Origin of the sequence: Streptosporangium sp. NPDC023825 (genome assembly GCF_040639575.1) — a bacterium.
Taxonomy (GTDB): Bacteria; Actinomycetota; Actinomycetes; order Streptosporangiales; family Streptosporangiaceae; genus Streptosporangium.
In genome coordinates this window covers 240716-262316 of sequence record NZ_JBFAAE010000006.1, presented here as the reverse complement: position 1 = coordinate 262316, position 21601 = coordinate 240716, and the positions used below count along the sequence as shown (strand labels likewise).

Genomic DNA, 21601 nt, shown 5'->3' with positions numbered 1-21601 from the left:
CCCGGGAGACGACCGGGTTGATAGGCTGGAAGTGGAAGCGCAGTAATGTGTGGAGCTGACCAGTACTAATAGGCCGAGGACTTGACCACAAAGCATAATGCTCGCGTCCACTAGGCAATTCTGAGACAACAAACAGTGTTTGTGTGTTTCATAGGGTTACGGCGGTTATGGCGAAGGGGAAACACCCGGTTACATTCCGAACCCGGAAGTTAAGCTCTTCAGCGCCGATGGTACTGCACCGGGGACGGTGTGGGAGAGTAGGTCACCGCCGGACAATCTTTTGAGGGCCTCCACCGTTGGGTGGGGGCCCTCAGGCATTTCCAGACCCGTTTCTGGGACTTCTTTTCCCGGGAGTTCCCGGACCCCTTTTCCCGGTGTTTTCCGGGCCTCGTTTCCGGGAGCTTCCCGACGTTTCCGGGAGCTTTCCGACTTCTTTTTCTGGAAACTTCCCGAGCCTGGTGTCCTGGGGGTTTCTCCCGTTTCCTAGGGGATTCCGGACCTGTTTTCTGGGAGCTTCTCCTGTTTTCCGGGGTTTGCCGGGATCCTTTCCGGATCTGTCGGGGCCCGTCCCGGATCCGGTTCCCGGCCCTGCTCATGGGTCGGTGCGGGGGACGGTGCGCGGCCCGGTCAGGGGCCTTGCCAACGGGAAACCCCATCGGGAGAGAGTCTCGAGGCCTCTCGCTTTTCTCCGAGGTTCCTTGATTGCCAAGAGGCTCACCCAAGGCGCTGCCAAGAGGCTCACCCGAGGCGTTGGCTTCTCGGGGGTTCCTGGTTTTCCAGGGAGTTCCAGGAGGCCAGGCTTTCCTGGTTTCGAGGTTTCCGGTATGTCCGGGAAGGGCTTCCACCACAGGTGGAAGCCCTTTTTCGCGATGTGGAGGCGTTCTCTGGGCCATCTTCGGCTCTGTCTCGGTCCTCATGGCAATGCCGAGACCCTCGGGTCAGACGGCTGTCTGGTTCTCTCAAGAACCACGCACAAAGGCTTCATCGCTGTGGCCATGATCATTTATGGGTGCAGAGGGAAGGGCGTGTGGACTTTCAGGGGCTTGCTAGGCTGGAGAGGCCGGGCCACCCCACCTGCGGGTGGCCTTCGTCGCGCCAGACCACGATAGGGCGGGGCAGCGATAGCGAACGGGGCGCACCCCGCGGCCGGAGACCGCCCGCACAGCGAATCGTCCCATCCGATCGAAGAGACGGGACGCGCTCGCAGAGTGAGCCAACGAATGGACCAGAAGTGAACAGTGACAACGGGCCTGAGGGCGCCGGCCGACGCGAAGAGGGCGAAAACCGCGGATCTGGTGGCCAGGGAGGCCACCGCAGCGATCGCGCAGGTGGTGACAGGGGACGTCCGGGTGACGGTCCCCGATACGGTGAGCGCCGAGAGGGGCGCCCGAGTGGTTCTTACGGCTCTCGTGATCGTGGAGACCGGCCGTCTTACAACCGTGACGACCGTGGTTCCGGCCGCCCTGCGTTCAACCGCGACGACCGTCCGCGTCCCGCGTTCAACCGGGACGATCGTCCGAGTGGCGGGCAGAGGCCCTCAGGGCCGCGTGGCGAGGGCCAGCGTTCTTATGGTGACCGAGACCAGTCCCGCGGTGGTTCCTATGGAGCCCGTGACCGTGGAGACCGGCCGTCCTACAACCGTGACGACCGTGGTTCCGGCCGCCCCCCGTCCAACCGTGACGACCGCGGTGAGCGCAGGCCGTTCAACCGAGACGACCGCTCCGGCGGCGGGTATCGCGGTGATCGTCCTTCGTTCAACCGTGACAGTCGTGGTGGTGATCGTCCGGCGTTCAATCGTGATGATCGTGGTTCGGGTCGTCCGCCGTTCAACCGTGATGACCGCGGTGGTGAGCGTCGTTCGTACGGTGACCGCGACCAGTCGCGCGGTCAGTACGGTTCGCGTCCTGACAGTGGTGAGCGCAGGCCGTTCAACCGTGACGATCGTCCCGGTGGGGGGCGTCCGCCGTTCAATCGCGATGACCGTCCTGGTGGTGGCTACCGCGGTGATCGCGGTGATCGTCCTTCGTTCAACCGTGACAGTCGCGGTGGTGATCGTCCGCCGTTCAATCGTGATGATCGTGGTTCGGGTCGTCCGCCGTTCAACCGTGATGACCGCGGTGGTGAGCGTCGTTCGTACGGTGACCGCGACCAGTCGCGCGGTCAGTACGGTTCGCGTCCTGACAGTGGTGAGCGCAGGCCGTTCAACCGTGACGATCGTCCCGGTGGGGGGCGTCCGCCGTTCAATCGTGATGACCGTCCCGGTGGTGGCTACCGCGGTGATCGTCCGTCGTTCAACCGTGACGATCGCGGTGGTGACCGTCCGCCGTTCAACCGCGACGATCGTGGTGAGCGCAGGCCGTTCAACCGTGACGATCGTCCCGGTGGGGGGCGTCCGCCGTTCAATCGCGATGACCGTCCCGGTGGTGGCTACCGTGGCGACCGTCCCGGTTTCAACCGTGACAGTCGTGGTGGTGATCGTCCGTCGTTCAACCGTGATGATCGTGGTTCGGGTCGTCCTCCCTTCAATCGCGATGACCGCGGTGATCGTCCGTCGTTCAACCGTGATGACCGCGGTGGTGAGCGTCGTTCGTACGGTGACCGCGACCAGACCCGTAGCCGTTACGGTTCGCGCCCGGACGGTGAGCGCAGGCCGTTCAACCGCGATGACCGTCCCGGTGGTGGCTACCGTGGCGACCGTCCCGGCTTCAACCGTGACGATCGCGGTGGTGACCGTCCGTCGTTCAACCGCGACGACCGTGGTGAGCGCAGGCCGTTCAACCGCGACGACCGTCCCGGCGGAGGGCGCCCCTTCGGGAACCGCGACCGCGACGGTGAGGGGTCCCGTACCCGCTACGGCCGGGATGACCGGTCCGGTGGCCGTGACGAGGCTCCCAGCGGCCAGCGTGAGGAACTGCCGGAGCTCGCCCCGGACATCACCGCGGAGGAGCTCGACAAGGAGATCCGCGAGGAACTGCGTTCCCTTCCCCTCGACCTCGCGGAGCTGATCTCCCGCCACCTGGTGGCGGCCGAGAGGGCTCTCGGCGAGGACGACGCGGAGCGGGCGTACGAGCACACGAAGGTCGCACGTCGCTTCGCGGCCAGGATCGGGGTGATCCGCGAGGCCGTCGGCATCGCGGCCTACCGCGCCGGCCATTTCTCCGAGGCGCTCAGCGATCTGCGCGCGGCTCGCCGGATGACGGGTTCCGACTCGTTCCTGCCGATCATGGCGGACTGCGAGCGTGGCCTTGGCCGTCCCGAGCGTGCCCTTGATCTGGTCCGCTCCAAGGAGGCCGAGCGGCTCGACCGCGTCGGCAAGATCGAACTCGCCATCGTGGAGTCCGGTGCCCGGAGGGATCTCGGCCAGAACGACGCCGCGGTCATCACCCTCCAGCGCCTTCCTGAGCTGCGTGACACCCGTCCCCAGCCCTGGTCGGCCCGTCTTGCCTTCGCCTACGCCGACGCGCTGTCGGTGGCCGGTCACGAAGGACCCGCCACCGAGTGGTTCGGCCGGGCGATGGCCTTCGACGAGGACGGTGAGACTGACGCGGCCGAGCGTTACGCGGAGCTGACGGGCGCTGTCATCGAGGATCTGGAAGAGGACGACGACGAGGACGAGGAAGTCATCGCCGACGACCTCCACCCTCGGGGCGATGACGAGATCGACACCGATGACACCGGTGACGGAGATGTCGGCGACGTCGTCCATGTTGACGACGCCGACATCGACGACGTCGCGGCTCTGGACGCGGAGATCGAAGACGAAGACGATCTCTTTGACGATGAGTTCAGCGCGAACCGGCCCGTCGCCGGCGATGCTCCTGACAACGGCTCTTCCGACGAAGAGGACTCATCCGAGAACGTCTCCTCCAAGATCGGCTCTTCCGGGAACGAGACGGTCGATGCCGAGCGGAAGGTCGAGGAGAAGCCCGGCAAGGTGGAGCGCGCCGTCGGCCCGGCCTTCATCGAGCCTGACTTCGGCGACATTCTCAGTGACGCCCCCGATGTCGACTCCGACGGAGACGACGACCTGGACGAAAATCAGGATGGCGGCGAGCAGGGCCGGGATCGCCAGGGCAAGTCCGAGAAGAAGTAGTTCCCAGGGGCCTTCACCGCGTTCCGGGTGGGCGAGCTGTGCACCCGGAATGCGAAGGGCGCCTCCAGGATGATCCTGGACTTCACAGGGCACCTCCTACGGCTGGACCCGGTTCAGCCAGTGCAGGATGCCGGCCACGTTGGACGGGGCGCCGCTCAGCAGTTCGAACTGCTCCGCGGTCGCCTCGTCCGTTTTCAGGGCCGCGTAGCGGTCGCGGGTGCGATCCCTGACCATGGCGACAGCGTGATCCAGATCCATGCCCTCCGTGTGGGCCTGACGGGTCAGATCGACCCAGACACGAAGCTCCTCGGCGGAGCGTCCCAGGATCTCCTCCACATCCGCGACCGGTCCGTAGTGGCTGAAGAGCAGCCGCTGCGGGCCCAGTGCCTTGAACAGGGCGATCGAGTCCAGCGCGGTACGCAGGTCGAAGTCCGGCGGGGGCGTGGCGGGGCGCAGGTCGCCCGTCTCCGGAAGGTAGACCCCGGCCGCGTCGCCGACGTAGAGGTCTCCGGTGCCGGAGTCGATGAGTCCCACATGGTGTTTGGCGTGGCCCGGTGAGTAATGGCTGTTCAGAGTGCGTCCGTTGCCGAGGTCGATCGTGTCGGTGTCGCCGAGGGCGCGGATCCGCGAGGCTTCCGTGGGGGAGAGCTCGCCGAACAAGGTGTCCAGTTTGTCGCCCCAGACCATCCGCGCGCTGGCCATCAGCCTGGAGGGATCGGCGAGATGCCGGGCACCCTTCTCGTGAACCACGATCTCCGCATCCGGGTAGAAACCGGCGATGTCGCCGACCCCGCCCGCGTGGTCCAGGTGGATGTGCGTGACAACGACCGTGGCGAGATCCCCTGGGCCGACGCCCAACGAGGTCAGGGCGTCGCGCACCACGGGAGCGGAGGTGGAGGTGCCGGTCTCCACCAGGCAGGGACGGTCTCCGAGGATCAGGTATCCGGCCGTGATGCTCGAGTATCCGGCCATCCTCGTGTCGATCTCATAGACGTCCCCACCGAGGGCGGTGATGTTTTCCACAGGCCACCTCATAACTGGAACCGGCGTCCACAGAACAGTATTCGGCCACTTCGGTGCGGCTCAACATCGTAGAGAGTCCTTCTCGACCGGCAGGATCGAGGAGGATCGCATGGATCGTAACGAGGTCATTCTCGTGGGCCGCCTACCTGAGGCGGCCCACATCAGGTCGTTGCAGAGCGGGAGCAGGCTCGGCACCTGGCGCCTGATCGTCCGGCGGCAGCACCGCGGGCGTGGTGGCCGGGTCGACACCATTCCGTGCGCGTCGTTCGAGCTCGAGGTGATCGAGGCCGTGGCCGGTTGGCTGCCCGATGACATCGTCGAGGTGACGGGTTCGCTGCGCCGCCGCTGGTGGGGAAGCGAGGGGGCCAAATCGTTCGGGTACGAGGTCGAGGTGCGTTCGGTGAGACGTATCGAGCGCAAGGTCACCATGGTCCTGACCGGCGAGGAGGGGGTTCCGGCGCCCGCCCCGCCTCGTTCGGTGTGCTCACTGATGCACGTGGAGCAGGTGGATACCGGGCAGCTCGCGGAGCCGCGGCTCATCCCGGTCAAGCCTGACCTCACCTCATCCGGGCCGAGCCTTGCTCCGAGCGGACCAGGTGTCACCTCGGTCGGAGGAGTGGGTTCCTCCCCGGCGGGACCGGATCTCATCGGGCTGGATTCGGTCCCGATCGGGCCGGGGCTTGTTCCGGTCGGGCGGGGTTCGGCTCCGATCGGTCCGGATCTCACCTCGGTCGGGCGGGATCTCGCCTCGGCCGAGCCTGACCACCTCACCTTGGCCCGACCGGACCTCGCTCCGGAAGATGTGCGAGAACCGGAACCGGTTCCACGAGCCGTGAAGGCGTCGATTTCTGGTCGTTCGCAGATACCTCACCCGGTGACGCGCGCAGGCGCGGTCTCCGGACCGGGAAGGTGAGCGGTGTCCTTCCCTTCGCGTGTCCAGCGCCCTTCACGTGTCCAGCACCCCGGGATCGCGGAGTCTCCCAGAGACCTGGCTTCCTCTCAGATTCGGTCTCCTCGAACTCTCACTCAGGAGCCGGGATTCTCGAAGGGCGGGTTGTTCGTGGACGATGTCCCAGCCGGGGTGAGCAGGCGCAGGACCAGGCCGGTCCTGGGCTTAGGGCCGAAGGAAGTGGATTTGCGGGGCACCCGCTCTCCCTGGGCCGCGACCGCGAGCACATCGTCGACGGCGAGCGGGCGCAACAGCACCGCGGTCCCCCCGGAGGCCTGGGCGAGCCGTACGGCGGCCTCCGGGTCGTGGTGGACGATGCGCACCGACAGCTCGTCGTCCCGCATCCCCCAAACCTTCGGCAGGAGAAACTCCGCGAGGATGGAGGTGTTCAGCGCTCGCCACCCGGCCGAGCGCTCGGACGGCATGGCGTGTTCCAGCTGAGTGGGGTCAGGGTCGGTGAGAAGGTGGGTGAGCCCGCCGGAGGACAGCAGATAGGCCGGTCCGCTGGTCTCGTCCAACGCGGCCAGGCCTTCGGCCAGGTCCGCGTACTCCTGTACCCGCCACGAACCCTTGGCCTTGGCCAGCGCCTCTTCAAGCGGCAGTTCGGGAATGACCCGGTGGATGGCCTTCAGATCCGGCGGGTAGGCGCTGGAGTCCACCAGGAGCGCGAGACCGAAGTCCCATGGTTCAGGCTCCACGGGACTCGCCGGCGTCACCGATTTCACGGTCTCCGCCCGCCCCACGGCCGTCCCCGCGGTCCCCGCCGTGTCGGCCGTATCGGGAGTGACGGCCGCACCACGTGTGGTGACGGCACGGTGTTCCCGCTGGAGCGCGAGGTAGGTGGCGTAACGATGGTGCCCGTCGGCGATGAGGGCCTGGTGGGGGCGAAGGTCGGCGTCGATGGAGGCGAGTTCCTCACTGTCGGTGACGGCCCATATCCGGTGCCTGACCTCGTCTTCGGTCTTCGCCTCCGCCAGCGGGGGCCGGGACGCGGCGATACGGTCGACGAGGCGGGTGGTGGCGCCGCCCGCGCCGTCGTAGAGCAGGAAGATGGGCTCGAAGTTGGCCTCAGTGGTGCTCATCAGCGCCAGCCGGTCGGCGACAGGCCCGGGCATCACGTCCTCGTGGGGCAGGACGATGTGCAGTTCCGGACCGGCCAGGCCCACGTCGCCGATGATTCCGCGCTGCAGGACCCCGGGACCCGACTGCTCATAGACGTAGACCGCGGGCGTCTCGTCGGCGGCCAGCACCCCGGAGGCCAGCCATTGGTGAAGCGTCTCTCGCGCCTCGGCGTATCTGTGCTGGTCGGTGCCGGGAAGGATCAAACGCACCACGTTGTTGGGATGGGTGTCGAGCAGCTTTCGCACGCCGGCCTCGTCAATGAGGTCGTAAGGCGGTGAGGTGACCCCGGCCAGATCGTCGACCGTGAACCGTACGCCACGAAACGGGCGTAGCACCAGCCCGCCGGGTATCGGCAGTTCAGGATTCGCCATAGAGGGCATGCTGCCATAAAGGCCTGAAACGGCTGGGGGCCGCTTCAAGTCCGTGGTGCCCGGTCCGTCAGGGAATCGGCCAGATCTGTCGTCTGTCGATGAAGGAGGCCTCACACAATGGTCCAAGGACGTGGCGGTCCGTCTGATTCCCCCAACCCCGAGACGGGCGCTCCGGTCGGGGACGTCTACGAATGGTTTCAACGAGGGATGAGGCTGCTGGCCGAGGGCAGTCCGGCGGCGGCGGCCGCGCTGCTGGAACGGGCGGCCGACGCGGAGCCGGAGTCACGGAGCATCCGGGAGGCTCTCGCCAGAGCGCAGTTCAACTCCCGGCAGTACGCCGACGCCGTCGACAGTTTTCGCTTGATCATCGATGCCAATCCGGCTGAGGACTATGCGTATTTCGGGCTCGGACTCGCGCTTTGGCGTACCGGGGACATGGAGGGGGCTCAGGAGCCCCTGGCCATCGCCGTCGCGATGCGACCCGACCTGCGGCACTACGTTTCCGCGCTGAAAAGCGTTCGTGCCACGCTGCGCGCCCGCAGGATGTGAGATCCATGCGAGTGCACCGCCGCGATCCCGCGTGCGCGGGATGTGATCCGTGGCTGCCTCCGCAGAGGTGGTGTACGAGTTTTCCCAGGCAGCAGGCGTAGCGCCGTGAAATGAGGATGGACATCGCGTGATCTGCGCGGGCTCGCCGGTGTGGTCGCGGGTGTTCGCCGTATGTGGTCCATGTGGTCCATGTGGTCCATGCGGTCCATGCGGTCCATGCGAGAGTGCCAAGGTGGCCGCAGGTGTCCGTCGCGTGTGAATCCATACCGGTCTGCCGGCGCGGCCCACGGGTGCTCGCCTGATGTGATCTGGAGGGGTTCGCCGGATGTGATTCAGACCGCTCCGTCCCATGGACCCGTGCGGGTGGTGGAACGCGGGTGATGAAATGGGCCAGTGGACACGAATACGCTGATCGACCCGTACGACACTCTTCTCCTTGACCTCGACGGGGTGGTGTATCTCGGGCGCGATGCCGTACCGGCGGCTCCCGAGGCGCTGAGCCGGGCGGCGGAGCGTGGTGTGCGTCTCGCCTACGTCACCAACAACGCCTCACGCACCCCCGCCGCCATCGCCCAGCACCTGCGTGCACTGGGCGCTCCGGCGGCCGCCGAGGATGTCGTGACCTCCGCCCAGGCCGCCGCGCGGCTCGTGGCCGAGCGGGTCGAACCGGGCGCCGCGGTGCTGGTGGTCGGCGGGATGGGCCTGCGCTCCGCCCTGCGCGCCCACGGACTGCGTCCGGTCAGCACCGCCCTGGACGCGCCGGCCGCGGTCGTCCAGGGCATCGCTCCCGACCTGTCCTACGGCCTGCTGGCCGAGGGAACACTCGCGGTGAGGGAGGGAGCCCTCTTCGTCGCCGCCAACGCCGACTCGACCATGCCGACCGGCAGGGGCGAGCTTCCCGGCAACGGCGCGATGATCAGGGTCATCGCCACGGCGACCGGGGTGGAGCCGATCGTCGCGGGAAAGCCCGAGCCGCCGCTGCACCGCGAGTCGATGCTCCGTACCGGATCGCGGCGGCCTCTGGTGGTCGGTGACCGGCTCGACACCGACATCGAGGGGGCGAACAACGCCGGGGTGGACAGCCTGTTGGTCCTGACCGGGGTGGCGAGCCCGCTCGACGTGCTGACCGCCGTTCCACGGCACCGGCCCACCTACATCGCCGGGGATCTGTCAGGCCTGCACCGGTCCTACCCCGAGGTGCGGCGGACCGGGAACGGGTGGACCTGCGAGGGGTGGACGGCCCGCTGGGAGGGGGGTGCGCTCACCATCGAGGGCGGAGGTGAGCCGCTCGACGGGCTCCGCGCCGCATCCGCCGCGACCTGGGAGGCGGCGGGCGAGGACCGGGCGGACGAGGACGCGGTGAAGGCGGCACTCGACTTCGTGTTCTCGTCGCCCACCTCGCACTCCGGCTGAGACGGTCGCTTCACCAACTCCGCACTGACCCGCGCAGCCCACCCCGCGCTCCGGCCGGGACGACCGCCCGCGCCCTCTGACCACTCCCGTGTGGATCCACGTGGATCTTGCCCGGGATCCGCGTGGATCCCGGGCGACGTCGCCTCGATGACCGGGAGACCGTAGCCGGATCGGCCGCCGTCGGCGTCGGCGACGCTCCTCCCGCGTGATCTCGCCTGAATCTCCCGCGTGGTCCCGCGTGATCTCGCCTGAATCTCTCGCGTGGTCCCGCATGATCTCGCCTGAGCCTCCCGCGTGGTCCCGCGTGATTCCGCCTGAGCCTCCCGCGTGATCCCGCCCGAGGGCGGGCTCCTCAAAGAAGCTTGCGCAGGCGAAGAAGGTCGCTGAAGCTGGCGTCGACCTTGACCCTCCCGCTGAAGACGGCCCGTCCCATGTCGAGTTCCCCGTTGACCAGGGAGATGAGATCGTCGCTGCCGATGGTCAGTTTCACGTCGGCCTGCCTGCCGTCGTTCGCGGACAGATCTTCGAAGGGGCCGAGGCCACCATGGTGGATGCGGCCGTAGAAGGTGACGTCGAGATCCTTGACATGGCAGCTGATGCTGCGCTCGACCACGTGCTTGGCGCGGCTTTCCTGGTCAACCTCGTCGAACTGCTCGCCGAGTTTGCGCAGTGCCACCCGGCACTCGTCGACGGTCGCCATCGCGTGGCGCTCCCTTCTCTTCCTGACCGATCCGAATTCTTTTCAGGTACGGACGGTAGCGTTCCACATGGGTACGGCATGCAATCCGGCGCGGGGGTGCCGGAGAAAGAGGCTTCTGCCATGGCGTCGAACGTCACGCGGGTATGCGTTGGCGGTCGCCGACCTTAATGGGATGACAACGAGCGAGCCCCCCGTGATAGTTCACGGTTTACCCATTTTTGGAGAACCCCTTCCCTGCCGGCCCACGCTGGACGGGCCGGCGTCGGATCGCTCTGTGCGGGACCGGCCCGAGCAGGCGGGGCGGCGGCGTCCGGGTGCCCCCGGGTGGCGTGGGGAACCCGGGTACGGAGGTGGGGAGGCCGCGAGCGCGGCAAAGCCGGAGAACCGGAGAAGGGGGAAAGCCCGCCGAGGCGACGAGGAACGCGGGTTCCGATACGGTCGGGGAATCCACGGGCGCGAGGCCGGAGAGCATCGTGCTCGTGCGGCGGCGGCCGTGTTCGTACGGAGGAAGGGCCGCGGAGACGGCCACGAGGGCCGAGGCGGCCAGGAGCGGTGCCGGAGGGGGCGCATGACGGACCTGCTGGAAGAGACGGGCGAGACGGGCGACGAGCGGGTGGAGGCCGCGCTGGGCGGGCTCACCCGTCTCGGCGCCCTGCCCGTCTCGGCGCACGCGGACGTCTTCGAGGAGGTGTTCACCGGACTGGAGCAGGCGCTCGCCGCGGTGAACGACGTCTCAGGGCGGGAGCTCGTCGCGGCCGGCGACATCCCGGGGCGGGTGATCACCCCGGCCTACGGTGTCTCGGGGCGGGGGCCGGTCCTGGCGGACGCTGTTTCGGGAGCGGATGCTGTTTCGGGAGCGGACGGCCTTCCGGGAGCGGACGGCCTTTCAGGACAGGGGCCGGCCTCGGCGTACGGTGTCTCCGGGCCGGAGACGGCCCAGGCGGACGGCACCCTGGACCGGCGCCCGTGAGCCGGCGGACACGTCTCGACAGCGAGCTCGTCCGCCGGAAACTGGCGCGGTCCCGGGAACAGGCGGCCCAGCTCATCGAGGCCGGCCGGGTCAGCGTCGGCGGCCAGGTCGCCGCCAAGCCCGCGACCCAGGTCGACACGGCCTCGGCGATCGTGGTCGCGGAGGCGGCGGAGGGACCCGACTACGTCTCGCGGGGCGCGCACAAGCTCCTCGGCGCGCTGGAGGCCTTCGGACCCCTGGGCCTCACTGTGGAAGGACGTCGTTGCCTGGACGCGGGTGCCTCGACCGGAGGCTTCACCGACGTGCTGCTGCGCGCCGGAGCGGCCCACGTGCTGGCCGTCGACGTCGGGTACGGCCAGCTCGCCTGGTCGCTGCGGACCGACGACAGGGTCACGGTCATGGAGCGGGTCAACGTCAGGGACCTGAAACCCGACATGGTCGGCGAGGCTCCCACGCTGATCGTCGGCGATCTCTCTTTCATCTCCCTGCGTCTGGTGTTGCCCGCCCTGGCCCTGTGCGCCGCCGGGCGGGCCGATTTCGCGATGCTGGTCAAACCCCAGTTCGAGGTCGGCAGGGAGCGGGTCGGCGCGGGCGGGGTCGTCCGCGACCCGGAACTTCGCGCAGGGGCCGTACGGGATGTGGCCGAAGCCGCGCGAACCCTCGGCCTGAGCGTGCGGGGGGTCACCGCGAGCCCGCTGCCGGGTCCGTCCGGCAACGTCGAGTACGTCATCTGGCTGGGCAAGGGAGAGGGCGCTCCGCCGGTCCCCGACCTTGACGCGGAGATCGAGCGGGCGGTGGCCGAAGGCCCCCGGTAGGTCCTTCTCGGCCCCGGGCTCCGAGGCTCTGCCTCCCGGGCTCCGCCTCCCAGGCTCCCGGGCTCCGCCTCCCAGGCTCCCGGGCTCCGCCTCCCAGGCTCCCGGGCTCCGCCTCCCAGGCTTCCGGGCCTCCCGAACTTCCGGCTACCCGGGCGCCCTCGGTGCCTGGCGACCCGGGAGAGTGGAGACTTGACATCCTCCTCACCGTCCCCGGAGTCCCCTCCCCGGAACGCACCGTCCGGACGGAGGGGATTCCCGCGATCATCCATGAGAGTTCCCGATTCACCGCCGGTCGCCCGCCAGGAGAAATTCCTTGAGGTCCTACTCCAGCTCCACAGGCGTTTCACCTCTTCGCAGGTCCGGCGGGGACACCGCCGGGCACACTCGTACCGGCCCGGTCATCGCCGGGCACGGTACCGAAACGCGCGGCGCCGCGCCGCGTCTCCTCTCCCACCTCGGGTCCCACCTCGGGGCGAGGGTCTCCACGTTCAAGGAGAATCGATGACTGCCAAGCGCACCGTGCTGGTCACCGCGCACACCGGGCGGGCGGCGGCCGTCGACAGCGCCCGGATGGTGATCCAGCGGTTCGTGGACGCCGGGCTGAACGTGCGCGTTCTCAGTGCCGAGGCCGACGAGATCGCCTGCGCGGGGGCCGACGTGGTGCCCGCCGGTTCGGCGGCGGTCGACGCCGCCGAGATGATGATCGTGCTCGGCGGGGACGGCAGCCTCCTGAGGGCCGCCGAGCTCGCCCGCCCGGCGGGAGTGCCGCTGCTGGGGGTCAACCTCGGCCACGTGGGCTTCCTGGCCGAGGCGGAGGTGGAGGACCTGGCGGACGCGGTCGACAGCGTGGTGGACGGCCGTTACGACGTCGAGGAGCGGATGACCATCGAGGTCACCGCCCGCCTCAACGGCAAGCTGCTGGCCGACAGCTGGGCGCTGAACGAGGCCACCGTCGAGAAGAGCGAGCGGATGCTCGAGGTGGTCGCCGAGATCGACGGGCGCCCGCTGTCGCGCTGGGGGTGCGACGGGGTGATCTGCGCCACGCCGACCGGCTCGACCGCGTACGCCTTCTCCGCCGGGGGCCCGGTCGTGTGGCCCGAGGTGGAGGCTTTGCTGCTGGTGCCCATCAGCGCCCACGCCCTGTTCGCCCGCGCACTGGTGGTCTCGCCCCGCTCGAAGCTGGCACTGGAGATCCAGCCGGAGACGGCGGGCGCGGTGCTGTGGTGCGACGGCCGACGCAGGTTCGACCTGCCCGCCGGGGCGAGGGTGGAGCTCAGGCGGGCCGCGCTGCCGGTACGGCTGGCGCGGCTGCACGGTCTGGAGGACACCGGGGCGCCGTTCACCGACAGGCTGGTCGCCAAGTTCGATCTCCCCGTGCAGGGGTGGCGTGGCCGTGTAAGGCCCTAGTTCGTCCGGGCGGGCGACGCCTCAAGCGCGTAGGATCGTGCCCGCGCACCGCACTGATGTTCGGTGAATTCGATGTGACGGGAGGGACCAGTGCGACCTAGAGTCGAGGAGGTCCGCATCCAGGGGCTCGGCGTGATCGACGAGGCCGTCCTGGAGCTGGCGCCGGGATTCACCGTGGTCACGGGCGAGACGGGCGCGGGTAAGACCATGGTGGTGACCGGCCTGGGGCTGCTGTTCGGCGGCCGTGCCGACCCCGCCCGGGTCCGCCCCGGCTCCGGCAAGACCACCATCGAGGGCACGCTGATCGTCGACCCGGCGGGACGGGTCGCCCAGCAGGTGCAGGACGTGGGCGGCGTGGTCGAGGACGGCGAGCTGATCATCTCGCGGACGGTCTCCGTCGAGGGGCGCAGCCGCGCCTGGCTGGGCGGGCGCACCGTTCCCGTCGGCACCCTCACCTACCTGGCCGAGGACCTGGTGGCCGTGCACGGCCAGATGGACCAGCAGCGGCTGCTGCAGCCGGGCCGCCAGCGGGCCGCCCTCGACCGCTACGCCGGCGAGGAACTGGTCAAGCCGCTGCGCGCCTACGAGCAGGCCTACAAACGGCACAGGAAGATCGCGGAGCAGCTGGAGGAGCTGACCACCAGGGCCAGGGAACGCGCCCAGGAGGCCGACCAGCTCAGGTTCGGGCTCGGCGAGATCGAGAAGGCCGACCCCAAGCCCGGCGAGGAGATCGAGCTGCGCGAGGAGGAGGAGCGGCTCTCCCACGCCGACTCCCTCAGGGGCGCCGCGGAGGCGGCGCACCGGGCGCTGCTCGGTGACCCGCTGTCCGGCGAGCAGGCCATGCCGGACGCCATCGCGCTGGTCGGCGAGGCCCGCGCGGCCGTCGAGGCGGTGCGCGACTTCGACCCCGCGCTCGCCGGGATCGCCGACCGGCTCGCGGAGGCGGGCTATCTGATCTCCGACGTCGCCACCGAGCTGGCCGCGTACTTCGAGTCGGTCGACGCCGACCCGGGCCGGCTCGCGGTCGTGCAGGAGCGGCGGGCCGTGCTCATCCACGTCATCCGCAGGTACGGCCAGGACACCGCGGAGGTGCTCGCCTGGGCGGCGCGGGCCGCCGCCCGGGTGGCGGAGCTCGACGGCGACGACGATCGCATCGGCGAGCTCACCCGCGAGCACGAGGAGCTCACCGAGCGCCTCACCGAGCTGGCCGCCGAGCTGACCCGGATCAGGACGGCGGCCGCGGAGCGGTTTGGGCGGGCCGTGACCGAGGAGCTCACCGCGCTGGCCATGCCGCACGCCAGGGTGGTGGTCACCATCGCCGCCGCCCCCGAGTTCGGCCCGCAGGGCGTCGACGAGGTCGAGCTGCGCATGGCGCCGCACCCGGCCTCGCCGCTCCTGCCGCTGAACAAGGGCGCCTCCGGAGGCGAGCTGAGCCGGGTGATGCTCGCCATCGAGGTGGTGTTCGCCGGTGCCGACCCGGTCCCGACGTTCGTCTTCGACGAGGTCGACGCGGGCGTGGGCGGCAAGGCAGCGGTGGAGATCGGCCGCAGGCTGGCGCGGCTGGCCCGCACCTCCCAGGTGATCGTCGTCACCCATCTCCCGCAGGTCGCGGCCTTCGCCGACCAGCATCTCGTCGTGGAGAAGGCCGATGACGGGAGCGTGGTGCGCAGCGGCGTGATCGCCCTCGACAAGGACGGCCGGGCGCGCGAGCTCTCCCGCATGCTCGCCGGGCTCGAGGACTCCGAGCTGGGCCGCGCGCACGCCGAGGAACTGCTGTCGATCGCCGCCGCCGACAAGGCGTGACCGGACAGTTGAAACGGGCCGAATAGGCCGGATAAAGGGGTAATGGAGCGCGTGACGGGTTGAAGGAGTAATTCGTATGGTCCGGGGGAGTAGGTGCCAGGGATTTCGGGTGACGGATCTGACACGCTGCCGGCTGTTTGGCTCTCCCGGTCGTTCCCTCTGGCAGGATGGTCGTGATGAAGGTGCCGATTGACGGGCTGAAAAACGGGCTCACCGGGTACCTCCGCCGCAGGAAGGTCACTGACCTTCCCGGGGTGACGGCAGTGGCGAGAATCGATCGGCGGACCAAGAGGCTGACCAAGCGCCTCAGGGCCGGGGAAATCGCGATTATCGATCACGTTGACGTTGACCGGGTGAGCGCGGAGGCGCTTGTCGCGTGCGGCGCGGCAGGTGTCGTCAACGTCGCCTCCGGCATCAGCGGCCGCTATCCCAATCTGGGCCCGCAGATCATCGTCGACGCCGGGGTGCCGTTCGTCGACAACGCCACCCCCGAGCTGTTCGAGCGGATCAAGGACGGCGACCTGGTCAGGCTGCACGAGGGCGTCGTTCACCTCGACGACGAGGTGGTCGGCAAGGGCGACGTGCAGACGGCCGAGTCCGTCGAGGCCGCGATGAGCGAGGCGCGGGCCGGGCTGACGGTGCAGATCGAGGCGTTCGCGGCCAACACCATGGAGTACGTCCGCCGCGAGCGCGACCTCCTCATCGACGGGATCGGCGTTCCCGACGTCCGGACCGTCATGGAGGGCAGGCACGTCCTCATCGTGGTGCGCGGTTACCACTACAAGGAGGACATCGCCGCCCTCCGTCCCTACATCCGCGAGTACCGTCCGGTCATGATCGGGGTGGACGGGGGCGCGGACGCGCTGCTGGAGGCCGGATACCTGCCCGACATCATCGTCGGAGACTTCGACTCGGTCTCCACCAAGGCGCTCACCACCGGCGCCGAGCTGGTCGTGCACGCCTACCGCGACGGCCGGGCGCCGGGGCTGGAGCGGGTCCAGCAGCTGGGCCGCACCGCGGTGCTCTTCCCGGCGATCGGCACCAGCGAGGACATCGCGATGCTGCTCGCCGACGACAAGGGCGCCGATCTCATCGTCGCCGTCGGCACCCACGCGACCCTGGTGGAGTTCCTCGACAAGGGCCGCTCAGGCATGGCCAGCACCTTCCTCACCCGCCTGCGGGTGGGCAGCAAGCTCATCGACGCGAAAGGCGTCAGCCGGCTCTACCGCAGCCGGATCTCCACACCGTCCCTGCTCCTGCTCGTCGCCACCACGCTGATCACCATGGGGGTGGCGATCGTCGTCTCCCCGGTGGGCAAGATCTGGCTGGACAGCATGCGCGACGTCTGGAGCGGCTTCATCTTCTGGCTGGTCGGACTCTTCTCGTGATCGATTTCCGCTATCACCTCGTCTCCATCGTCGCGATCTTCCTCGCGCTGTCGGTGGGCATCGTGCTGGGCACCACCCTGCTCGAAGACCCCGTCATCAAGGCGAGCGAGCTGGCCGTCAACCAGTTCCGCGAGGGCAACAACGAGCTCCGCGACCAGGTCGAGGCCCTGCAGAAGCGTGAGGCCGCCAACGACGCGTTCGTGGCCGCCGACACCCCCCGGCTGGTCCAGGACGCTCTCGCCGGCGAGAGCGTCGTGATCGTCGAGGCCCCGGGCAGCACGGCGAGCGTGCGTGAGGCGGCGCAGCAGGTGATCGAGGAGGCGGGGGCGACCGTGACCGGCCGGATCACCCTCGCCGAGCGGTACACCGATCCCGCCCAGGCGGGCTTCCTCGACAAGCTGGCCGTCGGCGCCAAGGCCCCCGAGACCGTCTTCTCCGTCGAGGACACGGCGTACGACAAGGCGGCCGAGGTGCTCGCCGGCGCGATCCTGACCAGTGACTCCAGCCAGGTGGGCAAGGAGCACCCGGCCGGGGCCGGCATCCTCGACGCCTTCCAGCGCGGCGGACTGCTCACCGTCACCGGCGAACCCGCCAAGCGCGCCGAGGTGGCCCTGGTGATCGCCCCGGCGGAGGCGTACACCGGGGAGACCGCGGGCGAGCAGGCGAGCGCGCTCGTGACGCTGGCGGTCGGCCTGGACGACGCGGGCCAGGGCACCGTGCTGGCCGGTACGCAGACCTCGGTCGCGACCGGCGGGGTCATCGCCGCGCTCCGCGAGGACGCGGCTCTCACCGAGAAGGTCTCCAGCGTCGACACCGCCGATATGCCCGCGGGACGGGTCGTGGTGGTCTACGCTCTCCGAGAGCAACTCACCGGGCTGGCCGGCCAGTACGGCATCGGCCCCGGCGTCTCCGGCATCGAGCCCAGTGCGACGCCGACCCCCACGGCCGCCCCCACGGCCGCCACGGCCACCTCCGGAGGATGACCCGATGGCTCGTCGCGCTTTCCCCCGCGCCCTCGCGGGTGCCCTCGCCGGCGCGTTCCTCGGCGCGGTCGCCGCGCGTGCCGCGTACGCCGCCTTCACCCGCAGGCCGCCGGTAGGCGACGCGGAGACCTGGACCCGGACGAACCACCGGGGCGAGCCGATCACCCTGCTGGAGGGCCCGGCGTTCGTGGCCGGCGCCGGGGCCGCCGCGGCCGTGATTCCCGGGCTGCCCGGTGGGGTCCGGGTGGCGGCGCTGCTGGCGGTGGCGGGCGGCGGTGGCCTCGGAGCCTACGACGACCTGTACGGCGCGACCTCGTCCAAGGGGTTCAAGGGGCATCTGAGCGCCCTGGCCAAGGGCGAGGTCACCAGCGGGGCCGTGAAGATCCTCGGCATCGGCGCGACCGGCCTGGCCGCCGCCGCCGTCATCTCCCGCGACCGCTTCGACGTCCCCCGCGCTTCTTTTGATGTCCCCCGCGCCTTTTTTGATGTCGTCGTCAACGGCGGGCTGATCGCCGGGAGCGCCAATCTGGCCAACCTCTTCGACCTGCGGCCAGGGCGTGCTGTGAAGGTGGGCCTGCTCGCAGGGGCGCCCCTGCTCGCCGCGGGACTGCTCAAGAACGACCCGGTCCCGGCCACCCTGGCCGCGCTCCCCATGGGGGCCGCCGCCGCGCTGCTGCCCGAGGACCTCGGCGAGCGGGCGATGCTCGGCGACGCGGGGGCCAACGCGCTGGGCGCGCTCCTCGGCCTGGCCGCCGCCGTCACCCTGGGCCGTCCCGGACGGCTCGCCGTGCTCGGCACCGTGGTCGCGCTGACCGCGGCCTCGGAGAGGATCAGCTTCACCAAGGTGATCGCGGGCAACTCCCTCCTGCACCGCGTCGACATGCTCGGCCGTCGCCCTGTGGAGCAGGCACCCACCCCCCGATGAGCACGAGGATCGCGCGGGGGGTCGCGGGAGCGGCACTCCTCATCGGAGTCGTGACCGTCCTGGCCCGGCTCGTCGGGTTCGGCCGGTATCTCGTCCAGTCGCAGAGCGTCGGCAACAGCTGCCTGGGCACCGCCTACAACACCGCCAACTACGTGCCCAACATCGTCTTCGAGCTGGTCGCGGGTGGCGTGCTGGCCGGGATGGTGGTGCCGGTGCTGGCCTCGGCGGCCGCGAGGTCCGACGACGACCCCGAGGCCAGGGCCGAGGTGAGCCGGACCACCTCGGCGCTGCTCACCTGGGCGATGCTCGTCCTGGTGCCGCTGACGCTGCTCATCGTCGCGTTCGCCGGGCCGATCGTCGCGCTGCTCATGGGCGATCCGCACGGATGCGAACCGGCCGGCGTCGTCGAGGCCGGCACCGGCATGCTCGTCGTCTTCGCTCCTCGGATGATCTTCTTCGGGCTGGCCGTGGTGCTGTACGGGGTGCTCCAGGCCCACCGGCGGTTCATGGGCCCGGCCCTGGCGCCGCTGGTCTCCAGCCTGCTCATCGTCACCTCCAACCTGCTGTTCGAGGCGGTCAACGAGGAGGCCGCCGAAGACCTGTCGCAGCTCAGCGGCGCCGGGCAGCTGTCGCTCTCCCTCGGCGCGACCGTCGCCGCCGCCGCGATGGTGCTCACCGTCGTCGGCCCGGTGTCCCGGCTGCGGTTGCGGCTGCGGCCCACGCTGTCGTTCCCGCCGGGCGTCGCGATCAAGGCGCGGAGGCTCGCCACCGCGGGTCTCGCCGTGCTGGTCGCCCAGCAGGTCGCGCTGATCGTCGTCATCCGCCTGGCCAACGGCCTGGGCGGCGAGGGCGCGGTCGCCGTCTACACCTACGCCTGGGCGCTGTACCAGCTGCCGTACGCGGTGCTCGTGATGCCGATCGCCACCAGCTCGTTCCCGGTGCTGTCCACCCGGGCGGCCGAGGGGGACACGCCGGGCTTCGACGCCCTGACCGCCTCCACCACCCGGGCGGTGCTCCTGATGACGGGGCTCGCGGCCGGGGTGATGGCGGCGGTGGCCGTACCGGTGTCGAGGGTGTTCCTGGAGGACACCCCGGGCGGCGAGCCCGCCGAGATGGCGAGGGCCGTCGCGCTGTTCGCGCCGGGCCTGGTCGGGTACGCGCTCATGCTGCACCTCGCCCGCATCCTGTACGCCTGCGGGCGGGGCCGGTCGGCGGCCGTCGCCTCGGTGACCGGCTGGGCCGTGGCGCTGCTGGCCCAGATCGTGCTCGCCCACGCCGCGGGGGACCGGCCCGACGTGGTCGGGCAGCTGGCACTGGGCAGCACCGTCGGCATGACCGTCGGCGGATTGCTCCTGGCCGTCGCGGTGCTCCGTAGCAGGGGGGCGGCCGCGCTGGCGGGGACGCCGCGCACCCTGCTGGCGACCCTGGCCGGGGGCGCCGCGGCCTGGGGGGCGGGGCTGTTCCTGGTCGAGGCCTTCGGCGCGGTGTCGAAGTGGATGTCCGTGGTGGCCGGGCTGGCCGCAGGCGTGGCCGGGACGGCCGCGTTCGCGGCCGTGGCGGTGGTGATCGACGGGAAGGACGCCCGGGCGCTGCCGGCGAGGCTCCGCCGGGGGGCTGTGAGGGATGAGAGCTCCGCCGGGGGCCGTGAGGGATGAGAGGCAGGGGAGCCGTTCCGATGGCTGACCAGGGCAGGCGCGTGGCACTCGTGCTGGGGACGAGCGCGGGAGGGGTCGGCCGGCACGTCGCCATGCTGGCCGGGGGGCTGGTGCGCGGAGGCCACCGGGTGGTCGTGGCGGGTCCGCCGAGCACGGAGCGGGCCTTCGGCTTCGCGGCCCTCGGCGCGCGCTTCACGCCCGTGCCGATCTCCGACCGGCCCCGCCCGATCGGGGACCTGCGGGCGATCCTGGCGCTCCGGGCGCTGCGCGGGGCGCACGCGGTGCACGCCCACGGGCTGCGGGCCGGGGCGCTGGCGGCGATCGCGCTGGCCGGGACCGGGACCGGCCTGGTGGTGACCCTGCACAACGCCGCCACCGCGGGCGGCGCCGTCGGTGCCGTTTACGGTCTCCTGGAACGGATCGTGGCCCGCCGCGCCGACCGGATCCTGGTCGTCTCCCCCGACCTGGGGGAGCGGATGACCCGCCTGGGCGCCGGGCGGGTCGAGGCCGCCGTCGTTCCGGCGCCCTCGCTGCCCCCGTCGGGGCGCGAGCCCGGCGACGTACGGCGAGAGCTCGGCACGGGTGATCGGGTGATCTTCCTGACGGTCGCGAGACTCGCCCAGCAGAAGGGGCTGGAGACCCTGCTCGACGTCGTGAAGGCCCTGCGGGAGGCTCGCGGGGGCCCGGGACCCGTCCCGGGCCGGGTGTCCGCCGAACCCGCGGGCGGCCGGGGCCCGGGGGAGCGGGCGTCGGAGGCGGTGTTCCTGGTGGCGGGGGAGGGGCCGCTGCGAGGGGAGTTGCAGGGGCGGATCGACCGGGAGAACCTGCCGGTACGGCTGCTCGGCGACCGGGCCGACGTGGGGGATCTGCTCGGGGTGGCGAGGGCGCTGGTGGTGCCGAGCCGCTGGGAGGGACAGCCGCTCACCGTGCAGGAGGCCCTGAGGGCGGGCACGGCGGTCATCGCCACCGCGGTGGGGGGCATCCCGGCGATGGTGGGCGAGGCCGGGCTGCTGGTGCCGTACGGGGACATCGCCGCGATGCGCGACGCGGTCGCGAGGGTGCTCGCCGACGACGGTCTCGCCGGGGAACTGGCCGCGGCCGCGGCCAGGCGGGGCCGTGGGCTGCCGGGCGAGCAGGAGGCGCTCGCGGCGGTGCTCGCTGCCTACATCGGGCTTTCCTGAGCGCTGGTGACCGGACTTCCCTGAGCGGGCCGTCCGGGTTTTCCCAGGACTGTGCAGAGATTCGCGGCTTGTGCCGGATTTCTCCCTGACCTCGGAGGGGGAGTTCCCGTGGTTTTCCGGAGGACTGGAGAGGTTCGAGGGGCCGGTGGCGGGCGGTTCCGGGGCCGGGGGGAACAAGCGGGGGCGTCGCGATGTTGGATTAGGCGCCGCCATGCCGGACACCTATACTGGCGTGGTTAGGGGGGGAGTATCCC

General features: G+C 70.3%; 17 protein-coding genes and 2 rRNA genes. 15 read left to right on the top strand and 4 right to left on the bottom strand.

Features of this window, described 5'->3' with window-relative positions; genetic code table 11:
* Positions 1-89 (top strand): 23S ribosomal RNA (locus AB0G15_RS08680); the annotation flags it as partial.
* 68 nt (positions 90-157) lie between these two features.
* Positions 158-274, top strand: a 5S ribosomal RNA gene (gene rrf, locus AB0G15_RS08675).
* A gap of 1263 nt (positions 275-1537) precedes the next feature.
* Here rrf and AB0G15_RS08670 read toward each other — a convergent pair.
* Positions 1538-3481, bottom strand: a complete 1944-nt coding sequence (locus AB0G15_RS08670) for a hypothetical protein (RefSeq protein WP_362836724.1) — start codon at positions 3479-3481, stop codon at positions 1538-1540.
* A gap of 33 nt (positions 3482-3514) precedes the next feature.
* Between AB0G15_RS08670 and AB0G15_RS08665 the strand changes: the two genes are divergently transcribed.
* Positions 3515-4093, top strand: a complete 579-nt coding sequence (locus AB0G15_RS08665; protein ID WP_362836722.1) for a hypothetical protein — start codon at positions 3515-3517, stop codon at positions 4091-4093.
* Positions 4094-4189: 96 nt separating this feature from the next.
* On the opposite strand, the gene AB0G15_RS08660 is transcribed toward AB0G15_RS08665, so the two are convergent.
* Complete coding sequence (locus AB0G15_RS08660) at positions 4190-5116, bottom strand: MBL fold metallo-hydrolase (protein ID WP_362836720.1); 927 nt, start codon at positions 5114-5116, stop codon at positions 4190-4192.
* On the opposite strand from AB0G15_RS08660, the gene AB0G15_RS08655 reads away from it, so the two are divergent.
* Positions 5106-6029: a hypothetical protein gene (locus tag AB0G15_RS08655; protein ID WP_362836718.1), complete on the top strand. Its 924-nt coding sequence runs from the start codon at positions 5106-5108 to the stop codon at positions 6027-6029. The two genes, AB0G15_RS08660 and AB0G15_RS08655, sit on opposite strands and share 11 nt — an antisense overlap.
* 113 nt (positions 6030-6142) lie before the next feature.
* Here the strand turns inward: AB0G15_RS08655 and AB0G15_RS08650 are convergent, their stop codons facing one another.
* Positions 6143-7558: a DUF1015 domain-containing protein gene (locus AB0G15_RS08650; RefSeq protein WP_362836716.1), complete on the bottom strand. Its 1416-nt coding sequence runs from the start codon at positions 7556-7558 to the stop codon at positions 6143-6145.
* Positions 7559-7675: 117 nt separating this feature from the next.
* Here AB0G15_RS08650 and AB0G15_RS08645 point away from each other — a divergent pair, with 117 nt between their 5' ends.
* Complete coding sequence (locus AB0G15_RS08645) at positions 7676-8107, top strand: tetratricopeptide repeat protein (protein WP_362836714.1); 432 nt, start codon at positions 7676-7678, stop codon at positions 8105-8107.
* A gap of 393 nt (positions 8108-8500) precedes the next feature.
* Entirely contained in the window at positions 8501-9520 is a 1020-nt protein-coding gene (locus tag AB0G15_RS08640; protein ID WP_362836712.1) for an HAD-IIA family hydrolase, read from the top strand.
* Positions 9521-9872: 352 nt separating this feature from the next.
* Here the strand turns inward: AB0G15_RS08640 and AB0G15_RS08635 are convergent, their stop codons facing one another.
* Positions 9873-10220: an SCP2 sterol-binding domain-containing protein gene (locus AB0G15_RS08635; RefSeq protein WP_362836710.1), complete on the bottom strand. Its 348-nt coding sequence runs from the start codon at positions 10218-10220 to the stop codon at positions 9873-9875.
* 568 nt (positions 10221-10788) lie between these two features.
* On the opposite strand from AB0G15_RS08635, the gene AB0G15_RS08630 reads away from it, so the two are divergent.
* From AB0G15_RS08630 to AB0G15_RS08590, 9 genes are all read left to right on the top strand, one after another.
* Entirely contained in the window at positions 10789-11190 is a 402-nt protein-coding gene (locus AB0G15_RS08630) for a hypothetical protein (RefSeq protein ID WP_362836708.1), read from the top strand.
* On the top strand, positions 11187-12005 hold the full coding sequence (locus tag AB0G15_RS08625) for a TlyA family RNA methyltransferase (RefSeq protein ID WP_362698629.1): 819 nt from the start codon (positions 11187-11189) through the stop codon (positions 12003-12005). The genes AB0G15_RS08630 and AB0G15_RS08625 overlap by 4 nt, the downstream gene beginning before the upstream one ends.
* 501 nt (positions 12006-12506) lie before the next feature.
* Positions 12507-13412: an NAD kinase gene (locus AB0G15_RS08620; protein ID WP_362836706.1), complete on the top strand. Its 906-nt coding sequence runs from the start codon at positions 12507-12509 to the stop codon at positions 13410-13412.
* A gap of 90 nt (positions 13413-13502) precedes the next feature.
* On the top strand, positions 13503-15215 hold the full coding sequence (recN, locus tag AB0G15_RS08615; protein WP_362836704.1) for a DNA repair protein RecN: 1713 nt from the start codon (positions 13503-13505) through the stop codon (positions 15213-15215).
* Between the two features lie 176 nt (positions 15216-15391).
* Entirely contained in the window at positions 15392-16603 is a 1212-nt protein-coding gene (gene steA / locus AB0G15_RS08610) for a putative cytokinetic ring protein SteA (protein ID WP_362836702.1), read from the top strand.
* Positions 16600-17586, top strand: a complete 987-nt coding sequence (locus AB0G15_RS08605; RefSeq protein ID WP_362836700.1) for a copper transporter — start codon at positions 16600-16602, stop codon at positions 17584-17586. The genes steA and AB0G15_RS08605 overlap by 4 nt, the downstream gene beginning before the upstream one ends.
* 4 nt (positions 17587-17590) lie before the next feature.
* Entirely contained in the window at positions 17591-18511 is a 921-nt protein-coding gene (locus AB0G15_RS08600) for a hypothetical protein (protein WP_362836698.1), read from the top strand.
* On the top strand, positions 18508-20166 hold the full coding sequence (locus tag AB0G15_RS08595) for a lipid II flippase MurJ (protein ID WP_362836696.1): 1659 nt from the start codon (positions 18508-18510) through the stop codon (positions 20164-20166). Before AB0G15_RS08600 ends, AB0G15_RS08595 begins: the two co-directional genes overlap by 4 nt.
* Positions 20167-20186: 20 nt before the next feature.
* Positions 20187-21347, top strand: coding sequence for a glycosyltransferase family 4 protein (locus AB0G15_RS08590; protein WP_362836694.1), 1161 nt, complete (start codon positions 20187-20189; stop codon positions 21345-21347).
* Positions 21348-21601 lie beyond the last annotated feature (254 nt).

What these genes read in the sequence shown, in the direction of transcription:
- AB0G15_RS08645 (WP_362836714.1), top strand. Translation starts at nt 7,676, where the DNA reads ATGGTCCAAGGACGTGGCGGTCCGTCTGATTCCCCCAACCCCGAGACG.
- AB0G15_RS08655 (WP_362836718.1), top strand. Translation starts at nt 5,106, where the DNA reads ATGTTTTCCACAGGCCACCTCATAACTGGAACCGGCGTCCACAGAACA.
- AB0G15_RS08590 (WP_362836694.1), top strand. Translation starts at nt 20,187, where the DNA reads ATGGCTGACCAGGGCAGGCGCGTGGCACTCGTGCTGGGGACGAGCGCG.
- AB0G15_RS08630 (WP_362836708.1), top strand. Translation starts at nt 10,789, where the DNA reads ATGACGGACCTGCTGGAAGAGACGGGCGAGACGGGCGACGAGCGGGTG.
- AB0G15_RS08595 (WP_362836696.1), top strand. Translation starts at nt 18,508, where the DNA reads ATGAGCACGAGGATCGCGCGGGGGGTCGCGGGAGCGGCACTCCTCATC.
- AB0G15_RS08665 (WP_362836722.1), top strand. Translation starts at nt 3,515, where the DNA reads ATGGCCTTCGACGAGGACGGTGAGACTGACGCGGCCGAGCGTTACGCG.
- steA (WP_362836702.1), top strand. Translation starts at nt 15,392, where the DNA reads ATGAAGGTGCCGATTGACGGGCTGAAAAACGGGCTCACCGGGTACCTC.
- AB0G15_RS08635 (WP_362836710.1), bottom strand. Translation starts at nt 10,220, where the DNA reads ATGGCGACCGTCGACGAGTGCCGGGTGGCACTGCGCAAACTCGGCGAG.
- AB0G15_RS08620 (WP_362836706.1), top strand. Translation starts at nt 12,507, where the DNA reads ATGACTGCCAAGCGCACCGTGCTGGTCACCGCGCACACCGGGCGGGCG.
- AB0G15_RS08650 (WP_362836716.1), bottom strand. Translation starts at nt 7,558, where the DNA reads ATGGCGAATCCTGAACTGCCGATACCCGGCGGGCTGGTGCTACGCCCG.
- AB0G15_RS08600 (WP_362836698.1), top strand. Translation starts at nt 17,591, where the DNA reads ATGGCTCGTCGCGCTTTCCCCCGCGCCCTCGCGGGTGCCCTCGCCGGC.